Below are 23,659 nucleotides of genomic sequence, written 5' to 3'. Positions count from 1 at the left end.
ATGAGTATGCATTTTTTAATTAAATAGGTTTATACATAAAAAATTACAAACGGGAGGAAAAATGCAGACTGAGATACAAAAAAAGAAAAAAGGCTTAGTGGATAGTTTTTTAAATATAATAGAAAAAGGTGGGAATGCTTTACCTAATCCAGGAACTTTATTTGCAATACTAGCTTTAGTTGTTATTTTAATATCAGGGATAGGTGGAGCTTTAGGCTGGTCAGTGAGTTTTGTAGGAATAAACGGAAGAAGTTTAAAGACAGAAGAGATGACAATTTATACTAATTCTCTAATGACAAAAGAGGGTATAAACTATATATTTAATTCTATGGTAAAAAACTTTACAGATTTTGCTCCGCTAGGAACAGTACTAGTGGCTATGATAGGTATAGGAATAGCTGAAAGATCGGGCTTAATTGCAACTATTTTAAGAAAGGTAGCATTATCAACACCTAAAAAAATGGTGACTATGATGGTTATATTTTTAGGAATAATGTCGAATGTAGCGGCAGATGCAGGTTATGTAGTATTACCACCTTTAGCTGCATTGATATTCTTATCGTTTGGAAGACATCCTATAGCGGGTTTAGCAGCTGCGTTTGCAGGAGTTTCAGGAGGGTTTTCAGCTAACTTGTTAATAGGAGCTTTAGATCCACTTTTAGGAGGAATTTCAACTGAAGCTGCTAAGATTCTAGATCCAAATTATGTTGTTTCACCATCTGCAAATTGGTATTTTATGATTGCCTCAACATTTGTAATTACTATTTTAGGAACTTTAGTAAACTCTAAAATTGTTGAACCAAGATTAGGAAAATATCTTGGAGAAGAAAAAATAGAATTAGAACAGATAACTCAAGAGGAGAAAAATGCTTTAAGAATTGCCGGAATAGCCACAATAGTAGTAATTATAATATTAATTCCAGTATATTTTGCTTTAGGTAAAAATTTCTTATTGAGTGGATTAGTTCCTGCAATTGTTTTATTCTTTGCAATTCCAGGATTAGCGTATGGTAAATCTATTGGAACAATAAAAAATGATAATGATGTGATGGGGATGTTGACAAAGTCTATGGAAGGTATGGCAGGATATATAGTTTTGGTATTCTTTGCAGCTCAGTTTATAGCATATTTTGGATATACAAATTTAGGAACGATACTAGCTGTAAAAGGTGCAGACTTCTTAGAAACAACAGGAATAGGAGGAATCCCATTAATTATAGGATTTATAATGATTGTAGGATTCTTGAATCTATTTATGGGGTCGGCGTTAGCTAAATGGGCTATTTTAGCTCCAGTATTTGTACCGATGTTAATGAGAATAGGATATTCACCTGAATTTACTCAATTAGCATATAGAATAGGAGATTCGACTACGAATATAATCTCTCCTTTAATGTCATATTTTGCTATGATAATTGTATTTATGCAAAAATATGATAAGAAATCATCGATTGGAACTTTAATATCTATAATGCTACCATACTCTATTGTATTCATGATTGGGTGGTCTATATTCTTAGCGATATGGATGTTAAGTGGATTTCCTATAGGTCCAGAAATAGATATTTTATTAAAAGGTTTTTAATGTGACAGGATATTCTCATAGATTTTTTTAAAAAATTAATATATAATAATACAAAGAAAAATATGGGAGATAGATGATGAAGAAGATTAGGGTTACAGTTTCGGAAGATATTTGGAGACTTTTAAAAAAAGATTCAGAAGAGTTCGGGATAAACAACAATAAACTTTGTAATTTTATTTTAGATAAATTTAAATATTCTAAAAAGTTTGATCTTGATAGATTTATTGAACCTCAAGGAAGACCTTTGAAAAAAGTTATACAATTTGATTTGAATGTTGCAAACAAAGGGATATATTATGATATATTGAAAGCAAATGATGTAGATGTTGAAGCTGAATTTTTTAGAGAATTATTTGAAGTTTATTCATCTCAATTTAAATATCAGAGAGAAATTTTTATATTTCAAGAAACCTATAAAGCTGTTTTAGAAGCAATAAAAAATAAGGTTAAAATGAGAATCTTATACATGGAAGAGAGTTTTACAATATCACCATATTTTATAAAAAGAGAGGATCAAGGAGACGAAAACTTTATATTTGCATATGATGATGAAAATAAAATATATAGAAGTATAAAATTAAAGGATGCTATTATTTTAGGAACTTTAAATGAAAAGATTCAAGTTAGAGATAAAAAGTATATTGAAAATATGAGAAAAAACTTTGATCCATTTTTAGGTGAGAGGTTAATAATAAAAGCAAGATTTACTCCACGAGGTGAGAGTATGCTAAAAAGTTTTACAAACTATAAACCGAAGTTGATAAAAAAAGAAGAGGATATATATTTCTTTGAAATGACTTTGGAAAATGCGAAATTTTATTTTGCATCTTTTTTGAAAGAAGTACGAATAATAGAACCTCAAAAATTAAAGGATGAATTGAAGAAATCTTTTTTAGAAGCATATAAGATATATGAATAAGAATTGTATAAACACTTGAAATAACGAAAAAAAAGTGTTATTATTAACAAAAATTAAAAATAATTATTAAAATAAAAAGCAATCTTAATATTCAAGATTGCTTTTTTAATAAATTTTATATGGGGAGGACGTATGAATAAGAGAAAAGAGATTGTTGTTTTAGGGTTGGCATTATTTTCAATGTTTTTTGGAGCAGGAAATTTATTATTTCCCCCTTCGTTAGGGGTTGCAGTTGGGCAAAGTTGGATTTCAGCTGGAATAGGTTTTTTTGTAACTGGAGTAGGATTGCCACTATTGGGAATATTAGCCTTTACAAAAGGTGGAACATTGGATGAGTTTGCAAGTAAAGTATCACAAAAATTTAACAAGGCTTATTTAACAACACTTATTTTAGTTATAGGGCCATTATTTGCAATCCCTAGAACCGGATCGACAACATTTGAAATGGGAGTTCTACCATTAATAGGGGGAGCAAATCCTAAATTGATGGCGATAGCGTGTTCAGTACTGTTTTTTACGATTACATTATTTTTAGTAATGAATGAATCTAAGGTAACAGATATTCTAGGAAAATTTTTAACACCAATTATTTTAGTTATATTAGTTCTTATAACTATATTTGGTATTTTGAATCCAATTGGAGAAGCAATTCCAACAACTGTAAAAGGAAGTCAATTTGCATATGGATTTATAAATGGTTATCAAACAATGGATGCTTTAGCTTCAGTTTTATTTGGAGTTGTAATAATTAAAGGTTTAGAAACGAAAGGAATAAAAGATTCTAAAGAACAAAAATCGTTCTTAACGGGAGCAGGAGTAATAGCAGCAATAGGACTAGGAGTAATATATTTTAGTTTGATATACTTGGGGTCTCAAATTAGTTTTATGAAAAATTTATCAACAGCTCAAATAGCTTTGACTATAGCAGAATTAACACTTGGTAGTTCGGGTAAATTGGCATTTGGAATATGCGTTGCGGCAGCATGTTTGACAACATCTGTTGGATTGACAGCTTTAGTTAGTGATTGGTTCTCAAAGTTAATGGGAATTTCTTATAAAAATGTTGCGATTATAACTTGTGTATTTTCAGCAGTTTTAGCAGTAGCGGGATTAGATTATATAATTAACTTAGCTATTCCTGTATTAGTAATATTATATCCATTGACAATTGTTTTAATTGTTTTAAACGTTTTTGGTGTTGAAAATAAAAATTGTTATATTTTTACAGCTTTAGTTACTTTGATAGTTAGTACACTAGAGGTATTAAAGATAGATTTATCAATTATTCCACTTGCAGATTTAGGTTTTCCTTGGATAGTACCGGGAATAGTAGCCTTTGTTTTGGCAAAAATAACAAAAAAATAATAAAAAAGTTGTTTGTATATACTTAATATATTAAAAATGAACTCAATCAAATTTGATTGAGTTTTTTTTAAATATTCACTTGAAAAAAAAGGGGAAAGGGTGTATAATTCGAAACTGTACGAAAAGAAATCAGGAGGAAAAAAGTGAAGGTTTATTTAACAAACAAAGAAACAACAGAACAAGTTCTTCTTTTAGGAGAAAACAAAGGGCATTACACATTTACAAAAACAGTTTTACTAGGATTTATGGGAGGTGTATATATAGCTCTTTCAGCATTAGGAAATTTAATTGCTAACTTTACTGTAGGTGGAGGGGCAGGGAAGTTTATTGGTGCTGCAGTTTTCCCAACAGGATTGATGTTAGTTGTTTTGGTTGGGGGATCACTATTTACTGGAGATTGTTTAGGATTATTAGCATTTACAAAGGGTAAAGTAGAAAAGACAACATATGTGAGAAATTTAAGTGCAGTTTGGATAGGGAACTTTTTAGGATCAATATTTATAGCTTATGTGTCTTATTTAGCAGGAAATTATTCATCTCCTGAATTTGCGAAATATGTAGTTGGAGTTGCAGAACATAAAGTGCATTTAACTTTCGTAGAAGCTTTAGCTAGCGGCTTTTTATGTAATGTTTTAGTTGCTATAGCGGTATGGTTTGCATTAGCAGCAAAAGATTTAGCAGGAAAAATTTTAGCAATTTGGTTCCCAATTATGTTGTTCATTTTAGGAGGGTTCCAGCACGTTGTTGCAAATATGTATTATATAAGTATGGGAAAGATTTTAATGTCATCAGTTTATTCTCCAACTGAGATGGGAATTCATTTCTTGGCGGTAACAATAGGAAACTTCTTATCGGGAGCTTTATTCTTACCTTTAATCTATAAAAAGTTATATATGAACGATTAATAAAAAAAGAGGAGTCGCTTAATTCTAAGCGTACTCCTCTTTTAAATTACTATTTGTTTCTATGAACAGTTCTTCCATCAGCTTGATGGTTTGGTGTCATTGCAATTTCTGTTAACTGAACATTTTCAGGTAAACCAGTGGCATAGATAACAACATCTGCTACGTCATCTGGAGTTAAAGCATCAATACCCTTATAAGTATTTTTCGCTTTTTCACTATCACCTTTAAATCTTACTTTGCTAAATTCAGTTTCAACTAAGCCAGGTTTGATATTTGTAACTCTGATATTAGTGTCAACAAGGTCGATTCTAAGACCGTCAGAGAATGTTTTTACAGCAGCTTTCGTTGCACAGTAGATAGCCCCACCAGCATAAGCGCAATCTCCAGCGATAGATCCGATGTTAACGATATGTCCACTATCATTTTTTAACATTAAAGGAACAATAGTACTAGTTACATAAAGCATTCCTTTTATATTAGTATCGATAACAGTGTCGATATCTGTAGGTGATGCAAGATAAACTTTATCTAAACCTAAAGCTAATCCGGCATTATTGATTAAAATATCAATCTTTCTAAAAGATTCTGGAAGAGAGTTTACTTGTTCTTCGATATCTGAGCTTTTAGTTACATCCATAACTAAAGTATAAACTCTAATTCCATATTTTCTAATAAGCTCTTCTTTTAATGAATCAAGAAGGTCAGAGCTTCTCGCTGTTAAAATTAGATTAGCACCTTTTTCAGCATATGCAAGAGCACAACTTCTTCCGATTCCTTTTGTAGCACCTGTAATGAAAACCGTTTTACCATATAATTTGTTCATAGAAACCCCCTTAGCTTAAAATATAAGCATTTTTTATTTTTTCAACACTATCATAAATATTTGTGTTTAAATCTATTTTAATTGAAAAATCAGAAGAGATTTTATAAAGTGTTTTTCTTTTTTCGTAAAGCTCTTCAATGGTTTTAAAAATATCTTCAGAGTTATTTAGAAGAGGTCTAGTCTTACTTCGTTTAACTCTCTCGTAAATTGTATTTATATCACAATCTAAATAAACAACAAAAGATGTTGTCTTTAAGTTTTTGATATTCACATTATCAACGATAGCGCCTCCCCCAGTTGAAATAATAATATTATTATCTCTTGACTCCTCTTCGATAATTTTTCTTTCAAGATCTCTAAAGTATTTTTCACCATATTCTTCAAATATTTCAGAGATAGTTTTCTTTTCTCTGATAGATATACAACGATCGATATCTATAAACTTCATATCTAGACTTTTAGCAAGAATTCTTCCAATTGTAGTTTTTCCGCTACCCATAAAGCCTATGAGAGCAATATTAGCTTTCATAAAACTTAGAAATGCTCTCCGTTATCATAATAATCAGAACCTTCAAGGGGATAGAAGATAACAGTAGTATCATTATCATTAGTTAGTTTTTTACAAAATTTAGTAATAAAGTTAGCAACTAAATCTTTTGTTTCTTGTCCTCTATCAAACCAAGCAACATCAACAAATATATATCCAGGAACGATAGCTCCATCAAAGATGTACTCAGTTTCAGTATGCTCAATTGTGAACCAAGTTCTGTCACATTTGATAATATTAGTTAAACCATCGATTAATTCTTTGCTATTTTCGATTAAAATTTTCTTGTCAATACCTCTAAATTTTAAGTGTGGCATTTTAGTCCTCCTTTTCTGGTAGAAGAATAACTTCTACACAGTTATTTATATTAAGTGCTCTATTAGAAAAATTAACAATAGAGTTATAGTTTACAATTTTATTATACCTCATAGGAGTATAAAATTCATAGTCTGATATTAAAATTTTTTTCTCAAGGTAGTTGTTCCAAAAATTATTAGTTTTTAATGCTGTTTCAAAAGTGAGTTCATAATTTTTTTGAATATCCAAAATCTTATTTTGTGGAAACTCTCCCTTTTGTATGTTTTCAATAACACTTTTAGTTTTAGAAATAACCTCTTCAACTCTTTTAGTATCTGTACTAAACATTATCTGTAGATAGTTTTCTCCAAAATTTAGCTTCTCCAAGTTTGTTGAAGAAGATATAGAGTAAACTCCACCTATTTTTTCACGAACATTTTCGATAAGTAAGATATTCAACAAGCTTGATAATCCATTGTATAAACTTCTATTTTCTATATTAAATGTACTTTTATATGGAAATGTTAAAACAACAGTTGCTTTTTTATCGATACCCTGAACGATAGTTTTCTTTAGCGATTCTTGGGGATATTTTACATCTAATGGTTTTAAATTAGATAAAATATTTTCTGTAGGAAGATTTGCAAAGTAGTTGTTTAAAATACTGATAACTTGATTTTCGTCAATTGAACCAGTAATAACTAATTTATAATCTTTAAAACTACTAAAAAGATCTAAGTAAGTTTTTTCTAGATTCTCTTTTGTTATAAATTCAAGATCATTTATTTCTAGAGGTGTTCTTCTAGGATGATTAGAATTTAAAGTTTCAAGATAAGTTTTTCTAAAAGTAGATCTAGGAGAAAAATCACGATTTTTAATCAGTTCTCTATTCGTTTTTAAAGTCGTTTCGATAATATTATCATCAAATTTCGGTTTGTTAATTAAAGTTCTGAAATATTTTAAAGCTTCATTTAAATCCGATTTATTAGATACTATTTTAAATCCTTGAGTGTAATCATTTATATAACTATCAACACTAAAGTTTTTTCCCTTGAAATATATTTCTAAAGAATCGTATCCGATATTTCCAACACCAGAATTTGATAGAATTTCAGGAATGAAAAGCGTATTTATGTATTCTGAATAATCTAAGCTAGAGCTTCCTTGAAGTTTGATTAGATTGATGTTTATTTTATCTTTATCAAAACTAGTCTCTTTAAAAAATACTTCAATCCCATTAGAAAGTTTTAGTTGTGTGTAGTCTTTATTTTTTTTGATTATTTCAGTTTTTCCAGGTTCATTTTTTATCTCGGGTATTTCAATATTAAAATCTAATGATTTTATATTAGAAGTATTTTGGATAAGTAGGGTATCAATATATTTTTTTAAATCATTCTCTTTGGGTAGAGTGTCTTTCATGTTTTCTCTAGATGTAATTAAGACATCATAATTTAAAGATAGAATATTAAAACTCAAGTTTTTTAAACTCTCAACAGAAATCTCTTTAATAAGTTTTGAAGTTAGATTATACTCTTCATCAGGACTTAAAAAAGTATTATTGTTTAGTATGTAATCCACAATAGAAGATATGTATGTATCATTCTTAATACTTTCTTTATTATTTGTTAGTGTTTTTAAATTATTGATTAAATTAATTTTTTCATTCTCTAATTCCTTAGATGAGATTCCATTGATAGAAATATCTTTAAGGTTGTTAATAATAACTGATACAGTTTCGTTTACACTATCCTCTCTGATTAAACTAGAGACTGCATACAATCCTGTTTTATCATTTAAAGAAAAATTGTAGATTGACGAATAAACAAAAGGAGAATTTTTATTTTTGGATAAAATAGAAAATCTAGTATTTAAGATTGAGTTAAATAATATTTTTTCAAGACCTTTTTTAAATGCTTCCTCACTATTTACAGGCTCTATATTTTCTTTCCACATAATATTAAGATTAGTTGTAGTTAATTCGGGATCTGTAAATATTGTAACTGAGTCCTCTTTGGATAATGCTATATCAAACTCCTTTTTTTCAGGGGAAGTTTTATTTTTCAATGAAGAGAAGTTGTCTAGTATAAGTTTTTTTACTACAGCAACATCAAAATCTCCTACAGCAACTACAGCCATATTTTGAGGTTGATACCATTTAGTGTAATAATCTCTTAAAACTTCAGGGGTAGCATCATTAATTGTTTTGGGAAAGCCAATAGGAAATCTTTTTGAATAGCATGAGTTTCCGTATAAGATTTTTTTCTGTAAATCTCCAACTCTTTGTGAAATACCCTGACGAAGCCTCCATTCTTCGATAATAATCTTTTTTTCGTTCTCAACATCTTTAGGATCTAATGTTATTTCAGAAGACCATTCTTTTAACACATCAAATCCAATAGATAAATCTTTTTCAGAAGTAGGAACTTGAAGCTTATAAACCGTTTCAGAAAAACTTGTATAGGCATTTAAATCTCCACCAAAACTAAGACCAAGAGATTGTAAATACTGGATAAGTTCGTTTTTTTGATATTTAGTAGTTCCATTAAAGGCCATATGTTCTAAGAAATGAGCTAAGCCTTGTTGATTATCATCTTCTAGAAGTGATCCAGCTTTAACAACTAGATTTAAAGAAGCTCTATTTTCAGGTTTTGTATTTTTAAGAATATAGTATTCTAAACCATTATCTAGTTTTCCAGAGATGAGATTCTCAGAAGGAACTAGTTTGTGAATAGAATTTGAAAAAGAAAAAATTTGTAAAAATAAAAAAAATAAGATGGTAAATGATATTCGTTTATTCATAAAATCCTCCTCGGTAAGTTCGTTATGATATAGATAAATAGTAACATTTTATATCTTTTATTAAAAGGATTATTTAGTAGATTTTTTTATATAAAATTGATAAAATATATAAAGTAAATATTATTAGTGGAGGCTGGCGTGAGAATAAAAGACAAAAGGAAATTTTTCAGATTTCTAATATTACTGGTGATTTTTATCTTTACAATCTCTTGTGGAGTAAAAAGATTTGTATTTAATGACGAACCTAAAAAAGTAGAGATGGTAAGTGATGAAATAAAGGTTGATGTATTATCTTTGAATAAAGATAATACTCCTTTAGAACTTAAAAAAAAAGAGTTAATCGAGGTTAAAAAAGAAGAGGAGACGAAAGAGGTAATTTTCGAAGAGAAAAAAGAAGAAAAAATAGAAAATCAGCCTAAAAAATTTAATTTTATAAAGAATCAATCAATTTTTGTATTTAAAGATGAAAATCAAAAGGAGAGAGTTGATACATTAAGAAAGAGTACGAAAGTTGAAGTTTTAGAAGAGAAAACTATAGGAGAGGGCGACTTGAAAAAAAGTGTTCTAAAAATATCTTATAGAAAAGATTTGAAAGATAAGATTGGTTGGATTGGAAAAGTGGAGTTGGCTAAGACTCTTAATGAAACTTTGCCGGCTAATTGGAAAAATATAGATTTTAACACAAGTTATCCTATGAATAATTTTGCTAATAATCCAAGAGTAAATGTAAAAGGGATTTATTTAAACATCTATACTATAGGAAGTACAAAGAAAATGGAGAGATTAATAGAGCTTGCTAAAACAACTGAAATTAATGCCTTTGTAATAGATGTAAAAGATGATAATGGGGTTTTATCGTTTGAGATGGAAGCACCTAAGAAGTTTGGGGTGCAAGCTACAAAGAATTATCCTATAAAAAATATAGAGTTATTTATGAAAAAATTAAAAGAGAATAATATCTATGCTATCGCAAGAATAGTGTCTTTTAAAGATCCTACATATGCTAAATCTAATTCTGATAAAGTGATTATTTCAAGAGATACAGGTAAACCTTATACAAACAGTGATGGGATAATTTGGGTTTCACCTCATGATAGAAATTTATGGGAATATAATTTGGCTGTTGCAGAGGAGGCAGCTAAAGCAGGATTTAATGAAATTCAATTTGATTATGTAAGATTCCCTGCATCAAATGGTGGAAAACTAGATGCGAAATTAAACTATAGAAACACTAAAAATGAATCTAAACCTGAAACAATTCAAAAATATTTAAAGTACGCTAGACAAAGAATCAATGCATTAGGAGTTTATACAAGTGCAGATGTATATGGTCAGGTTGGAACATTTAGTGATGATATGGGATTAGGTCAACATTGGGAAACAGTAAGTCAAGTTGTAGACTATATATCGCCTATGATGTATCCAAGTCATTATGGAAATGGAGCGTATGGAATTCCTGTTCCAGATGCGCAACCATATAAAACTATATATCATTCTGTTAGAGATTCGATAAATAGAAGTGAAAATATTGCTTCGCCAGCAACTGTGAGACCTTGGATTCAAGCTTTTACAGCTAAATGGGTAAAAGGGTATATTCCTTATAATGAGAAAGAGATAAGAGAACAGATAAAAGCGATGAATGATTTAGGTGTGACAGAGTATCTATTGTGGAGTCCTAGCAATAATTACAAGATTACAGCGAATTAAAAATAAATGTTTAAAAAAAGTATAGTGTATGATATAATGTCATTTGACTAAATTGAAGGAGAAAAAATTGGAAGGAATAATAGTTATAGATAAACCTATCGGTATAACTTCTTTTGATGTCATAAGGGTTTTGAGAAGGAATTTAAAAGAGAGAAGAATTGGACATACAGGAACTTTAGATCCGTTGGCAACAGGAATTCTAGTGATTTGTGTTGGAAGAGCTACGAAATTAGCTCAAGATATAGAAGGATATGAAAAGGAATATGTTGCAGATTTAGAACTTGGTTTTAAAACGGACACTTATGATATAGAAGGAAAAACTTTAGATAGAGTAGAAAATTTCAATATATCTGATGAAACTTTTAAAGCGACTTTAGAAACATTTAAGGGTGATATAAAACAAATACCACCGATGTATTCAGCAATAAAAGTTGATGGAAAAAAACTTTATGAATTAGCTAGAGAGGGAGTAGAAATCGAAAGAAAAGCTAGAGATGTTAGTATAACAAACTTAGAAACAATATCTTTTGATGGAATCAAAGCTAAAATTAATTGTACAGTTTCAAAAGGGACTTACATAAGAAGTTTAATCTATGATTTAGGAGAAAAGCTAGGTACTTTTGCTACAATGACAGGATTAAGAAGAACTAGAGTTGGAAAAGAGGATTTAGATAGATCGTTTACTTTAGAGAAAATAGAGGAAATGGTTGCAGAGAATAATTTTTCATTTTTAATTTCTGTAGAGGATTATTTTAAATTCCCAAGAACAGATATTGAAGATGAGAATGATTTAAAACTTTTTGTAAATGGACAAAGATGTAAAAAAAGAATAAATGAAGGAAAATATAGTGTTTATTCTAAGAATAAATTTATAGGCTTAGGTGAAGTTACAAACGGTTTGTTAAAAGGTTATAAGTATTATTAATTTTAATAGAGAGGAAGAGATTATGAAAATAAAAAACATTGCGATTATAGCGCACGTTGACCATGGAAAAACAACTCTGGTTGACTGTTTATTAAGACAATCAGGAGTTTTCGGAGCTCACGAACTTGAAAAAGTTGCAGAAAGAGTAATGGATTCAAATGATATTGAGAAAGAAAGAGGAATTACAATTTTCTCTAAGAATGCTTCAGTAAGATATGGAGATTACAAGATTAACATAGTAGATACTCCAGGACATGCGGACTTCGGAGGAGAAGTTCAAAGAATCATGAAGATGGTTGACTGTGTTGTTTTACTAGTAGATGCGTTTGAAGGACCAATGCCACAAACTAAATATGTTTTAAAGAAAGCTTTAGAGCAAGGGCATAGACCAATAGTTGTTGTTAATAAAGTAGATAGACCAAACGCAAGACCTGAAGAGGTTTTATACATGGTTTATGATTTATTCATAGAATTAAATGCAAATGATTTACAATTAGAGTTCCCTGTTGTTTACGCTTCAGGAAAAGCTGGATTTGCTAAGAAAGAATTAGAAGATAACAGCGACAACATGCAACCATTATTTGAGACAATTTTAGAGCACGTTGAAGATCCAGAGGGAGACAGCGCTAAACCAACTCAGTTCTTAATAACTAATATAGAGTATGATAACTATGTTGGTAAACTTGCTGTTGGAAGACTTTATAACGGTACATTAAAAAGAAACCAAGAGGTTATGTTAATAAAAAGAGATGGAAAACAAGTTAGAGGAAAAGTATCTGTAATGTATGGATATGAAGGTCTAAAAAGAGTAGAGATTCAAGAAGCTTTCTCAGGAGATATCTTCTGTGTAGCAGGATTAGATAATATAGATATCGGAGAAACAATTGCTGATTTCAATGAGCCAATCGCATTACCAGTAATCGATATAGATGAGCCAACACTTGCTATGACATTTATGGTAAATGATTCTCCATTCGCTGGAAAAGAAGGAAAGTTTGTAACTTCTAGAAATATCTGGGATAGATTACAAAAAGAACTTCAAACTAACGTAAGTATGAGAGTAGAAGCTACAGAAAATGCGGATGCATTCGTAGTTAAAGGAAGAGGAGAACTTCAACTTTCTATACTTTTAGAAAACATGAGAAGAGAAGGATTTGAAATTCAAGTTTCAAAGCCAAGAGTATTATTAAAAGATATCGACGGAGAAAAATTCGAACCAATCGAGTTAGCAATGGTTGACGTTGACGATGCATTCGTAGGTGTTGTAATTGAAAAAATGGGAATCAGAAAAGGAGAAATGATAACAATGACTCCAGGAACTGATGGATACACAAGATTAGAGTTCAAGGTACCTGCAAGAGGATTAATCGGATTCAGAAACGAATTCTTAACAGATACAAAAGGAACAGGAATCTTAAACCATTCATTCTATGATTTCGAACTTTACAAAGGGCCAATCCCTACAAGACCTAAGGGAGTTTTAATCTCTTTAGAGCAAGGAACTACTGTAGCTTATGCTTTAGGTGGATTACAAGACAGAGGAGTATTATTTACTGAACCAGGAGTTGCTGTTTACGAAGGAATGATCGTAGGAGAGCACAATAGAGAAAATGACTTAGTAGTAAACGTATGTAAAGCTAAGAAATTAACTAATATGAGAGCTTCAGGAAGTGACGATGCTATAAAAATGGCAACACCAAGAAAATATACTCTTGAGCAAGCTTTAGACTATATTGCTGATGATGAGTTAGTAGAAATTACACCAGTAAACATCAGAATAAGAAAAAAGTTCTTAAAAGAAAGCGATAGAAGAAAAAACTCTAAATAATACATAAAAAATTAAGAGGTAGTCTATGAAAAAATTATTAGTTTTATTTTTATTACTTCTGACATTAGTGGGATGTAGTAGTTTCAATAGAAAAATATATACAGAAGATGAAATAATAGCAGCAGTTGTTGTGGATAATGTATATATATTAAATAGAGCAATAAAGAATGGTTTTAACATAGATCAACAGTTAAAAAATGGAGATACTCTTTTAAGCTTAGCTTTAAAAGAGGACTCTCTTCAGGTAATATCTTCACTATTAGCTAATGGTGCTGATTTAAATAAAGATTTACCTGCAAAAAAAAATATCGGAATCAATACGGTAACTTCCCCAAGACCACCAATATTTTATGTTAATAGCATGGATGCTTTAAAAATGTTTTTAAATGAAAGATCGAATTTAAATGCATTTACAAGTGATGGACAGTTACTTTTAAATTTTTATATAAAAACAAAGCCGGAAGATTTAGTTATTGTATTAATAGATAACGATGTTCAATTAAAAATTCTTGATTCGAGTGAATGGTATCCAATTTTTTGGGCTGTGAATATAGAGAATGAAGAGATTTTAAAAAGAATGTTAACTAAAGATAAAAGCTTATATTTGTTAAAAGATAAAAAAGGAAACTATCCGATATATTATGCTAATTCAGAAGAGGTTATAAGTGTGCTATTAGATGCTCAATATAATCTTGATGAAAAAAATATATATGGTGAGAATATATTAGGTGAGGTTTATTTAAAAGTAAAAAGATTAGGTTATAAGAATCTAGAAAAATTACTTTTAGAGAAAGGTGTAAATCCGGATTACAAATCATATAGATAAAAAAATATTAATTAAAACAAGGATAGGATTTCTTAATTCTATCCTTGTTAATTATTTAGTGAACTTGAAAAAATGATAAAAATAATGTATAATTTCAAAAGCATTTTTTCATAGGAGGAAATAGATGATAAGCAAATTTTTAAGCCCAATAGGTCGACTATCTCTTTCGAGAAAGTTAATACTTGGATTTTTTGCAGCAATTTTATTTGGGTCTATATTACTATATATGCCATTCTCGTTGCAAAATGGGCAAAAAATAAGTTTTTTGACAGCGGTGTTCACAATAACTTCGGCAATATGTGTAACAGGATTATCTGTAATAGATATAAGTCAGGTACTGTCATTTGAAGGACAAATAATTTTACTAGTATTTATTCAGTTAGGTGGACTTGGTGTAATGACATTTTCATCACTCTTTTTCCTATTGATTGGAAAAAAGATGAGTTACAAAGATAGAGAACTTATAAAAGAGGAAAGAAATGCTGAAAGTAGTGGTGAAGTAGTAGATTTTATAAAAAAAATAGTAATAATTGTACTATTGATAGAAGGAATAGGAGCGTTCTTTTTAACATTGGAATTTTTAAAAACTTTTGAATTTTCAAAAGCTTTATATTTTGGAATATTTCATTCGATATCAGCTTTTTGTAATGCTGGATTTTCATTGTTTTCAAACAATTTAGAAAATTATGCAGGAAGTGTTCTTATGAATATGACAGTTGCATATTTGATTATTTTAGGTGGAATAGGATTCTCTGTAATAAACTCAGTTTTAATTGCAGTGAGACGAGATGTAAAAAGATTTACTTTGACTTCAAAAGTAGCTATTTTAGTTTCGATGTTTTTAACGTTTGTTGGAATGATTTTATTCTTTTTATTAGAGTATAAAAATCCTACAACTATAGGAAATTTGAGTTGGTTTGATAAAATTTTAGCTTCTTTTTTCCAAAGTGTTACAACGAGAACTGCGGGGTTTAATACAGTTCCAATGGGAACTTTAAATCCAGCAACGATATTCATGTTTTGCATATTGATGTTCATAGGAGCTTCCCCTGGATCTACAGGTGGAGGAATAAAAACAACTACAATAGGGGTAATTGTTTTATATGTTTTAGGAGTTATTCAAGGAAAAGAAAATATAAATGTATTCAATAGAAGAATCAGTTGGGATATATTAAATAGAGCCTTAGCAATATTAGTAATATCAATAATATATGTTTCTATAATAATAATGGCTGTTATGACAATAGAAACAGGGGTAAGCTTTGACAAAATAGCCTTTGAAGTTGTTTCAGCGTTTGGAACAGCAGGGTTATCTATGGGGATAACAGCTGATTTAAGGGCATTATCAAAGATATTGATAATAATAACAATGTTTATAGGTAGATTAGGTCCAATGACATTTGCTTTAGCATTGGGAGAAAAGAAAGTTAAACAAAGTTTAAGATATCCGAAAGAAAATATTTTAGTTGGTTAATAATGGAGGAAAAATGAAGCAATATGTAGTAATTGGTATGGGAAGATTTGGAGCAAGTGTTGCAGAGACTTTATATAAATCAAACGAAGAAGTTTTAGCAATAGATGAATCTGAAGATACAATCCAAGAGGCTGTAAACAGTGGGATAGTTGAAAATGCAGTTGTTGCAGATGCAACAGATGATAAGGAATTGAAAAATATAGGACTAGAAGGATTTGATGTAGCTTTTGTATGTATAGGAGCTATTGAGCCAAGTATAATGGTTACATTGAATTTAAAAGAATTAGGTGTAAAAAAAATTATTGTAAAAGCAATATCAAGAAGACATGGAAGAGTTCTAGAAAAAATTGGAGCTAATCAAGTTGTTTATCCAGAAGAGTATATGGGAAAAAGAACAGCACTAGCTGCAATGGATCCAAATATGATTGAACATTTTAGATTCTCAAAAGATTTCCTATTAGCAGAGATAAAATCACCAGAAAGTTTTTGGAATAAAACTTTAATAGAATTAGACATAAGAAAAAGGTATAATGTAAATATAGTAGGAATAAAAAAAGGAAATAGAAACTTTATTCCTAATTTATCAGCTGATACAGTTATAGAACAAGGAGATATTTTACTTGTAATAACAGATGCCAAAACAGCTGCAGAACTAAAGAATTTAAAGTAATAGAGAGGAGTAGAAATGCAAAATTTTGATGTTATAGTTGTAGGAGCAGGGCATGCAGGGTGTGAAGCCGCACTAGCTGCTGCAAGAATGGGTGCCAAAACAGCAGTGTTCACAATACTGTTAGATAATATAGGATACATGTCTTGTAATCCATCTTTAGGAGGACCGGCTAAATCACATTTAGTGAAAGAGGTTGATGCTCTAGGTGGAGAGATGGGAAGAAATATAGATAAAACATTTATTCAAATAAGAGTTCTGAACACAAAAAAAGGACCAGCGGTTAGATCTTTAAGAGCTCAAGCTGACAAAGTAAACTACAGTAAAGAGATGAAGAAAACTCTAGAAAATACAGATAATTTAGATGTAATTCAAGGTATGGTAACTGATATTGTTGTTGAAAACAATAAAGTTGTTGGAGTAAAAACAAAAGAGGGTGTAGAATATAGGGCTAAAGCTGTTGTTATTGCAACAGGAACATTTATGAGAGGACTTATTCATATTGGAGAGAAACAATTCCAAGGTGGAAGAATGGGAGAGTTGTCTTCAGAAGAGTTACCTGTATCGCTAGCAAACTTAGGAATAAAATTAGGAAGATTTAAAACAGGAACACCTCCAAGAATTGATGCTAGAACAATTGATTATTCAAAAGTAGAAATTCAACCTGGTGACGAAGGAGTTCTAAAGTTTTCAAGCAGAACAACAGACGAAGAAGTTTTAACAAGAAAGCAGATACCTTGCCATATGGTGTTTACAAATAGAGAGGTTCACGACACAATTATTTCAAATAAAGATAGATCTCCATTATTCAATGGAACAATTCAAGGAACTGGACCAAGATATTGTCCATCAATCGAAGATAAAGTATTCAGATATCCTGATAAAGATAGACATCATCTGTTTTTAGAGAAAGAGGGCTATGATACAAATGAAGTTTATATAAGTGGATTCTCATCATCTTTACCAACAGATGTTCAATATCAAATGTTAAAAGGTATTGAAGGATTAGAGAATGCAAAGATAATGAGATATGCTTATGCAATAGAATACGATTATATAATTCCAGAAGAGATAAAGTATACCTTAGAAACTAAAAAAGTAGAGAATTTATTCTTAGCGGGACAAATTAATGGAACATCAGGGTATGAAGAAGCTGGAGCTCAAGGGCTTATGGCAGGAATAAATGCGACTAGAAAAGTATTTGGAAAAGAGCCTGTAATATTAGATAGAGCAGATTCGTATATAGGAACATTGATAGATGATTTGGTTTCAAAAGGAACAAATGAACCATATAGAATGTTTACAGCTAGAAGTGAGTATAGATTAGTTTTAAGAGAAGATAACGCTGATTTAAGATTGACAAAAATAGGTCATGAGATTGGGCTTGTTTCAGATGAAGAATACAGAAGAGTACAAACGAAAGAGTCAGATGTAGCAGAAATAATTGATAAGTTAGAAAAGCAACACGTTGGAAGTAGTAATCCAAGAGTGAATGAAGTGTTATTAAGAGCAAACGAACCTGAAGTTAAGTCTGGAATAACATTAATAGAATTATTGAGAAGACCGGAAGTAACTTATTCTGATATAAAGTATATTTCTGAATTAATAGAGAAGTTTGACTTAGGTGAATATTGTGAAGATACAGAATACCAAGTTGAAGTTCAAGTAAAATATTCTGGATATATTCAAAAATCATTAAAAATGATAGAAAAACATAAAGGATTGGAAACTAAAAAACTTCCTGAAGATATGGATTATGATTCTTTAGAAAATATGCCTAAAGAAGCTAAAGATAAACTTAAGCAAGTTAGACCGTATAACATAGGTCAAGCCTCAAGAATTTCAGGGGTTTCTCCAGCAGATATTCAAGTACTATTAATGTATCTTAAAATGAGAGGTAATAAATAGATGAAAGAGTATTTAATTGACGGAATAAAAAAAATAGGATTAGAATATACAGATAAAAAGATAGAGAATCTAGTTAAATATTTAGAATATTTAGTGGAATATAATGCACATACAAATCTAACTGCTATTAGAGATACAAAAGATGCTATTGAGAAACACTTTTTAGATTCACTTTTACTTCAAAACTTATTGGATGAAAAGCAAGGGAAAAAAGCTATTGATATAGGAACTGGAGCTGGATTTCCTGGAATGGTTTTAGCAATATTTAATCCAAATATGGAGTTTGTATTGATGGATTCAGTGGGAAAGAAAACAACATTTTTACAAAATGTAAAAGAGATGTTAAAATTAGATAACGTAACTGTTGTGAACTCAAGAGCTGAAGATTATATAAATGATGAAAATAGAGAAAGCTTTGATATAGGACTTTGCAGAGGAGTAAATAAACTAAACGTAATTTTAGAATATATGATTCCTTTTATAAAAGTTGGAGGTCATTTCTTAGCACAGAAAATGGTTGGAACAGAAGAGGAGGGAGAAGCAATAAACGCTTTAAATACTCTTGGTGCAAAAATAATGACAATTCATAGATATAATTTACCAAATTATGGAGATGAAAGACTTGTTGTTGAGATTCTAAAAGAGAGTTCAACAGATAAAAAATATCCAAGAAGAGCAGGGGTAGCTTTAAAAAAACCTTTATAAAATACATTAAGAAAATAACTAGGGAGGGAAGAACTATGAAAATTTTTGAAAAATATAAAAAAATTATATTCATAGCTCTTCCCATTTTTATTTTTTTGAGTGGAGGATTGTTAGTAAAATATAATTTGCCGAAATTAGTAGAAGTTATACTAAAATTAGCATTAGGACCAACAATATCTTCTCAAGAGATTAAATTTCCAAAATTTGGAGAGATTGATATAAAAGATGTTGTTCTTTCTAAAGGGAATGACACGATGGTCAAAGCTCCACAGGTTGTTATTACATATTCAAAAGAATCTTTAAAAAATTTCAGATTGAAAGAGATTAATGTAGAGAATCCATGGGTTCATATTGAAAGAAATGGTGAAAATGTAAATATAGTTAATGCTTTTTCTAGTGGAGGAGAATCAGATCCTAATAGTAAGGCTGGAGCTGCGGTGCCGATAGATATAATAACAGTTAAGAATGGAACTTTGATTTTTAGAGATACAACGTATTCAAGAGAGATAAAGCAGGAGTTGGATGTAGTAAATGGATACGTGTCATTTGACAAAGTAAAAGGAATTGATTTAGAGTTTAAAGGAAATAGAAATAAAGAGATATATGAGTATAGATTAAATAATTTAAATGAACCTTTAAATATGAATATTATATTAAAAAATATAGATGTAAAGCCAGAACTTATTCAATATGGGTATGACGATAAAGAGTTGAGTGGAGCGTCTGGAATATTTAATATGGATTTAACTATAGCTACGAGTGGATTGAGAGGTCATGCTAATCTAAAAGATGGAACAGTAATCTATGATAGTTTAAGTGATATAGTAAAGGATGTTAATGGAAATATTGATTTTAAGGAAAATGGAATAAACGTTGATTTTAGATATGATTTAAATAAAACACCCGGATTATTTAAGGTTTTTTATTCAGAGGAAACAGGAGTTAAAGTTGATTTTCAGTTTAAAGATTTACCTTATTCAACAGCTAGAAGTTATAAACTATTGGGAGATCTAAACCTACCATTAGATGAGTTGATATTTAAGAATGTAGACGTAGAGCTGCTTTATAAACAAGATTTAGGTTTTAAAGCGGAGGTACTATATAAGAGCTATCCTTTTGTATCATCTGGAATAGAAGTTGATAATCTGAATGGAAAAGTTAATTTTAAAGATGGTATTTTAAATCTTTCAGGAAATGAATTGGATATTTTATTTAAAGGAGTAGACTACAAAAAAGTATTTTCATATAGTGCAGATTTAGATTTGAGAGAAGATAACTTAAAGTTTGATATAAAAAGTAGTTTTATAGATTTTAATGGAGAATACTTGAAAGATGAAAAGAGAGTAGAGTTATACCAAGATTCAAAGTTAGCTTTGAGCTATGATTTAGAAAAAAGTAATTTAGATTTGTTAAACCTCTCTGGAAAAAATTTGATAAATGATTATACTTTTTTATTTAAAGCGAGTGAAGAAGATAAAAAAATAAATTTTGAAGAAATCTCAATGATAAATAATGAAAAACAAAAAGTTTTACAATTATCTGGAGATTTAAATAGAAAAATACTGAACTATAATTTTAAAATACATATAAAAAATTTCCAAGAGAAAAATCTTTTTGGAGAATTGTCGTTAAAAGCTAAACTTGATTTCATAGGTCAAATAGCAGGTGAAAAAGATAAATTTATTTTAAGAGGGGCAGTTAAGGATTTACAAGTAGAAGGACAGGACTTAGGATTAGAGAGTTATCTGAATCTATCATTAATAAACAATGATGGATTACAAGCTCAAATAGATGGAGAATTAAGAAAAGTTGAGTATAAAAACTTTAAACTTGAAGGAATAAAAATTGTTTCAAAATATCAAGATGGAAAGTTAGAAATCTCCGATGTAAGAAATGGATTTTTTAAAATAAATGGAGAGCTAGATACCTTAGAAAAATATATTGATTTAAATTATAGCATTAATGGATTGAGAAGTAGTGAGTTTAAAAATAGTAATATTAACTTAATATTAAATGATGTAAAAGGTTCTGTAAAAGGTCTGTTTGATAATTTAGAGGCAACTGCAAAGGTAACTGAAGCTTATTTAGAAACACCAAATAAGGAGTTAGTATCTTTAAATGGAGATATCAATTATCAAAATGATATGGTTGCTTTAAATAATTTTAAAATAAATCAGAGTTTAGCAAATGTTAGATATGATTTAAAAAGTAATAAGGGTGAATTTTCAATTAATATTCTTGAGGAGAATCTTTCTAAATATTACTCTTTTAAAGCTCTTAAGTATAGATTATTATCAAGAGTTGATGGGAAGATAGTTGATGGGAGTATAGATGCAAAAATAGATATAACTGTAGATAGAGCATATTTAAATGGAAACTCAATACCTAGTTTGAAATTAGATTTATCTTATAAAAAAGATGAGTTAGAGAACATTTTAAATATAGAAAGTATAGATGTATTTAATTTAGAGGGGAAAAAATTGCTGTCCTCAAGAGGAGAGTTAGATTTTTTAGAGAATACAATAGATTTTATAGTACCTAAACAAAGTTTATACTTAAAAGATTTTTCGGGGTTTGTAAATGTAAAGGATATGAGTGGTAGTATTGGATTAGAAAGCAGTATCAAAGGAGATATTTTAGATCCATTCTATTCATTAAAATTATTTGATGGAGAATATGAAATAAAAGGAATTGATTTTGATAAAATTTCATTAGAATTAAATGGAGATAAAAGAAAATTAAAAGTTGATGAACTTTTAGGTTATTATGAAAATAATGAAATAAAAGGAAAAGGTGAGTATTTAATACAATCTCAAGAGTATAAATTCAATATATTTTCTAAAAATATTGATTTAAGTTTTTTAAATGGAATTCTTCCAAAAGATGTTATTAAAAATATAAGTGGAACTGCTAATGTAGATGTTTGGCTTTCTAGTATATTAAAAGAAAATAGCGGGTATGTAGATCTTATAGATTTTAATGCAAATTTACCGAGTGCTTTATTAGATTTGGAAAAACTGAACATGGTTTTAAAGATAGACAATGAGAGGCTGACTGTTAACTCTTTGGAAGGTTTAATTAATAAGGGAGAGATAAAAGGTAGAGGCTACTTAAAACTTCCTTCTATTGAAGAGATGAAGGCGGATGATGAATTTTATAAAGAATTAGATTATGCTTTTAATGTTACTTTGAAAAATATGATTTATGAATTAAAAGATTATTTTAGAATTGATTTATCTACAAATCTAATATACTCTGAAAATAAAGTTTCTGGAAATATCATTATAAACAATGGAGAGATAACAGGTATATTAAAAGAAGATAAGGGGTTGATTTTAACTATATTAAACTTTATAATAGATAAGACAAGAGCTATAATAGGTGAGAGTAAAAGACTTGGAGAAGATTTTGAAATAAAGGGAAGTAAGTTAGATGAAACTCCAGAGTTTAATGTTGGAGTTATGATAAAAGATGGAATAAATATAAATATTCCAGATATATCAACATTTGCTCAAGATGTTCAAGGTATTTTGTTAGGTAGGTTTAATTTAGTAGGAAAAAATGATAAAATATCAGTATTGGGTGAATTAGAAGTTCAAAAGGGAAGTTTTGTGTTAGGAAGTGAAGATTTTACGGTCACAAGAGCTTTGTTATTATCTGATAAAAAAAATGGACTACTTTCAGATTTTAACCCAAATTTAATTTTTGATGTTTCATCATTAACTGCGAATGGAAATATAGAAATTTCTTTACAAGGAGAGCTAAATAGTTTAAGATTAAATATATTAACTAGTCAAGGAAGTGAAAGTAGTAGTTTAAAAAATATATTTGATGGCGATGGCGATGAGAGTGATAAAAATATAGTAGCGTTACTTTTTAAAACTATAATAGATAGTCAGATATCAAGTACGTTATTGAGACCTATATCTAAAACGATAAAGAACACTTTTCATATTTCGAAATTTAGAATAGTTTCTGATGTTTTTAATCAAGAAGTATTAGCAAATTCCGACGATCCTAAAACACAGGATCCAAATGTATTTGGCTTCGGAGCTTATTTAGAAGCGGAGAATCCAATATATAAAGATAAGTATTTCTGGGTATTGAAATTAGGAATAATAGATGGAAGTAAATATGATTTTGGAAAAAGTTCTAGTGAAGGACAATCAAATGAAGTCTCAAATTCAGTTAATCAATTTGATTTTAAAGTTGAAAGAAGATATAGATCAGGATGGTCTTACGGAGTTGGAGTGTCAAGGTTAAATGAAGCAAATATGATAGATGAAGAGAAAAAAGGAAATTTAAATTATTATGTTGATTTTAAATTTGAAAGAAAATATAATAGTATAAAAGATATTTTTTCTAAATAAAAAATAATT

General features: G+C 29.3%; 17 protein-coding genes. 13 read left to right on the top strand and 4 right to left on the bottom strand.

Going from position 1 to position 23,659, the window contains the following annotated elements:
* Window positions 1-73: 73 nt before the first annotated feature.
* The 4 genes from L988_RS00980 to L988_RS00965 all read left to right on the top strand — a co-directional run bounded on the left by L988_RS00980 (window position 74) and on the right by L988_RS00965 (window position 4,774).
* A complete protein-coding gene (locus tag L988_RS00980; protein WP_047380736.1) occupies window positions 74-1,585 on the top strand; it encodes an AbgT family transporter in 1,512 nt (503 codons plus the stop codon).
* Window positions 1,586-1,661: 76 nt separating this feature from the next.
* The gene (locus tag L988_RS00975) at window positions 1,662-2,504 is read left to right on the top strand and encodes a WYL domain-containing protein (protein ID WP_047380632.1); all 843 of its coding nucleotides are present in this window, start codon (window positions 1,662-1,664) and stop codon (window positions 2,502-2,504) included.
* Window positions 2,505-2,636: 132 nt separating this feature from the next.
* Entirely contained in the window at window positions 2,637-3,869 is a 1,233-nt protein-coding gene (gene brnQ / locus L988_RS00970; RefSeq protein WP_047380630.1) for a branched-chain amino acid transport system II carrier protein, read from the top strand.
* Window positions 3,870-4,012: 143 nt separating this feature from the next.
* A complete protein-coding gene (locus tag L988_RS00965; protein ID WP_052191621.1) occupies window positions 4,013-4,774 on the top strand; it encodes a formate/nitrite transporter family protein in 762 nt (253 codons plus the stop codon).
* 49 nt (window positions 4,775-4,823) lie between these two features.
* Here the strand turns inward: L988_RS00965 and L988_RS00960 are convergent, their stop codons facing one another.
* The 4 genes from L988_RS00960 to L988_RS00945 are packed head-to-tail and all read right to left on the bottom strand — an operon-like array spanning window position 4,824 to window position 9,240.
* The gene (locus tag L988_RS00960; RefSeq protein WP_047380628.1) at window positions 4,824-5,597 is read right to left on the bottom strand and encodes an SDR family NAD(P)-dependent oxidoreductase; all 774 of its coding nucleotides are present in this window, start codon (window positions 5,595-5,597) and stop codon (window positions 4,824-4,826) included.
* A 10-nt stretch (window positions 5,598-5,607) separates the two neighbouring features.
* Window positions 5,608-6,126 (bottom strand): shikimate kinase, encoded by a 519-nt coding sequence (locus L988_RS00955; protein ID WP_047380626.1) that lies wholly within the window; start codon window positions 6,124-6,126, stop codon window positions 5,608-5,610.
* 5 nt (window positions 6,127-6,131) lie between these two features.
* Window positions 6,132-6,461 carry a DUF1904 domain-containing protein gene (locus L988_RS00950; RefSeq protein ID WP_047380625.1) on the bottom strand — a complete coding sequence of 110 codons (330 nt, stop codon included), beginning with the start codon at window positions 6,459-6,461 and terminating at the stop codon, window positions 6,132-6,134.
* Window position 6,462: 1 nt separating this feature from the next.
* Entirely contained in the window at window positions 6,463-9,240 is a 2,778-nt protein-coding gene (locus L988_RS00945; RefSeq protein ID WP_047380624.1) for a pitrilysin family protein, read from the bottom strand.
* Between the two features lie 138 nt (window positions 9,241-9,378).
* Between L988_RS00945 and L988_RS00940 the strand changes: the two genes are divergently transcribed.
* From L988_RS00940 to L988_RS00900, 9 genes are all read left to right on the top strand, one after another.
* The gene (locus tag L988_RS00940; protein WP_156111908.1) at window positions 9,379-10,947 is read left to right on the top strand and encodes a putative glycoside hydrolase; all 1,569 of its coding nucleotides are present in this window, start codon (window positions 9,379-9,381) and stop codon (window positions 10,945-10,947) included.
* A 67-nt stretch (window positions 10,948-11,014) separates the two neighbouring features.
* Window positions 11,015-11,872 carry a tRNA pseudouridine(55) synthase TruB gene (gene truB, locus L988_RS00935; RefSeq protein ID WP_047380622.1) on the top strand — a complete coding sequence of 286 codons (858 nt, stop codon included), beginning with the start codon at window positions 11,015-11,017 and terminating at the stop codon, window positions 11,870-11,872.
* Between the two features lie 22 nt (window positions 11,873-11,894).
* Complete coding sequence (typA, locus tag L988_RS00930) at window positions 11,895-13,700, top strand: translational GTPase TypA (RefSeq protein ID WP_047380619.1); 1,806 nt, start codon at window positions 11,895-11,897, stop codon at window positions 13,698-13,700.
* A 25-nt stretch (window positions 13,701-13,725) separates the two neighbouring features.
* Complete coding sequence (locus L988_RS00925) at window positions 13,726-14,526, top strand: ankyrin repeat domain-containing protein (protein WP_047380617.1); 801 nt, start codon at window positions 13,726-13,728, stop codon at window positions 14,524-14,526.
* Window positions 14,527-14,650: 124 nt separating this feature from the next.
* A complete protein-coding gene (locus tag L988_RS00920) occupies window positions 14,651-16,000 on the top strand; it encodes a TrkH family potassium uptake protein (RefSeq protein ID WP_047380615.1) in 1,350 nt (449 codons plus the stop codon).
* Between the two features lie 13 nt (window positions 16,001-16,013).
* Complete coding sequence (locus L988_RS00915) at window positions 16,014-16,670, top strand: TrkA family potassium uptake protein (protein WP_047380613.1); 657 nt, start codon at window positions 16,014-16,016, stop codon at window positions 16,668-16,670.
* Between the two features lie 15 nt (window positions 16,671-16,685).
* The gene (gene mnmG / locus L988_RS00910) at window positions 16,686-18,575 is read left to right on the top strand and encodes a tRNA uridine-5-carboxymethylaminomethyl(34) synthesis enzyme MnmG (protein ID WP_047380611.1); all 1,890 of its coding nucleotides are present in this window, start codon (window positions 16,686-16,688) and stop codon (window positions 18,573-18,575) included.
* A complete protein-coding gene (gene rsmG, locus L988_RS00905) occupies window positions 18,576-19,280 on the top strand; it encodes a 16S rRNA (guanine(527)-N(7))-methyltransferase RsmG (RefSeq protein WP_047380610.1) in 705 nt (234 codons plus the stop codon).
* Between the two features lie 35 nt (window positions 19,281-19,315).
* Complete coding sequence (locus tag L988_RS00900; RefSeq protein WP_047380607.1) at window positions 19,316-23,650, top strand: hypothetical protein; 4,335 nt, start codon at window positions 19,316-19,318, stop codon at window positions 23,648-23,650.
* The last annotated feature ends 9 nt before the right edge of the window (window positions 23,651-23,659 follow it).

Origin of the sequence: Cetobacterium sp. ZWU0022 (genome assembly GCF_000800875.1) — a bacterium.
In the GTDB taxonomy this organism is placed as follows: Bacteria; Fusobacteriota; Fusobacteriia; order Fusobacteriales; family Fusobacteriaceae; genus Cetobacterium_A.
This window is presented reverse-complemented; position numbering and strand designations above follow the sequence as displayed.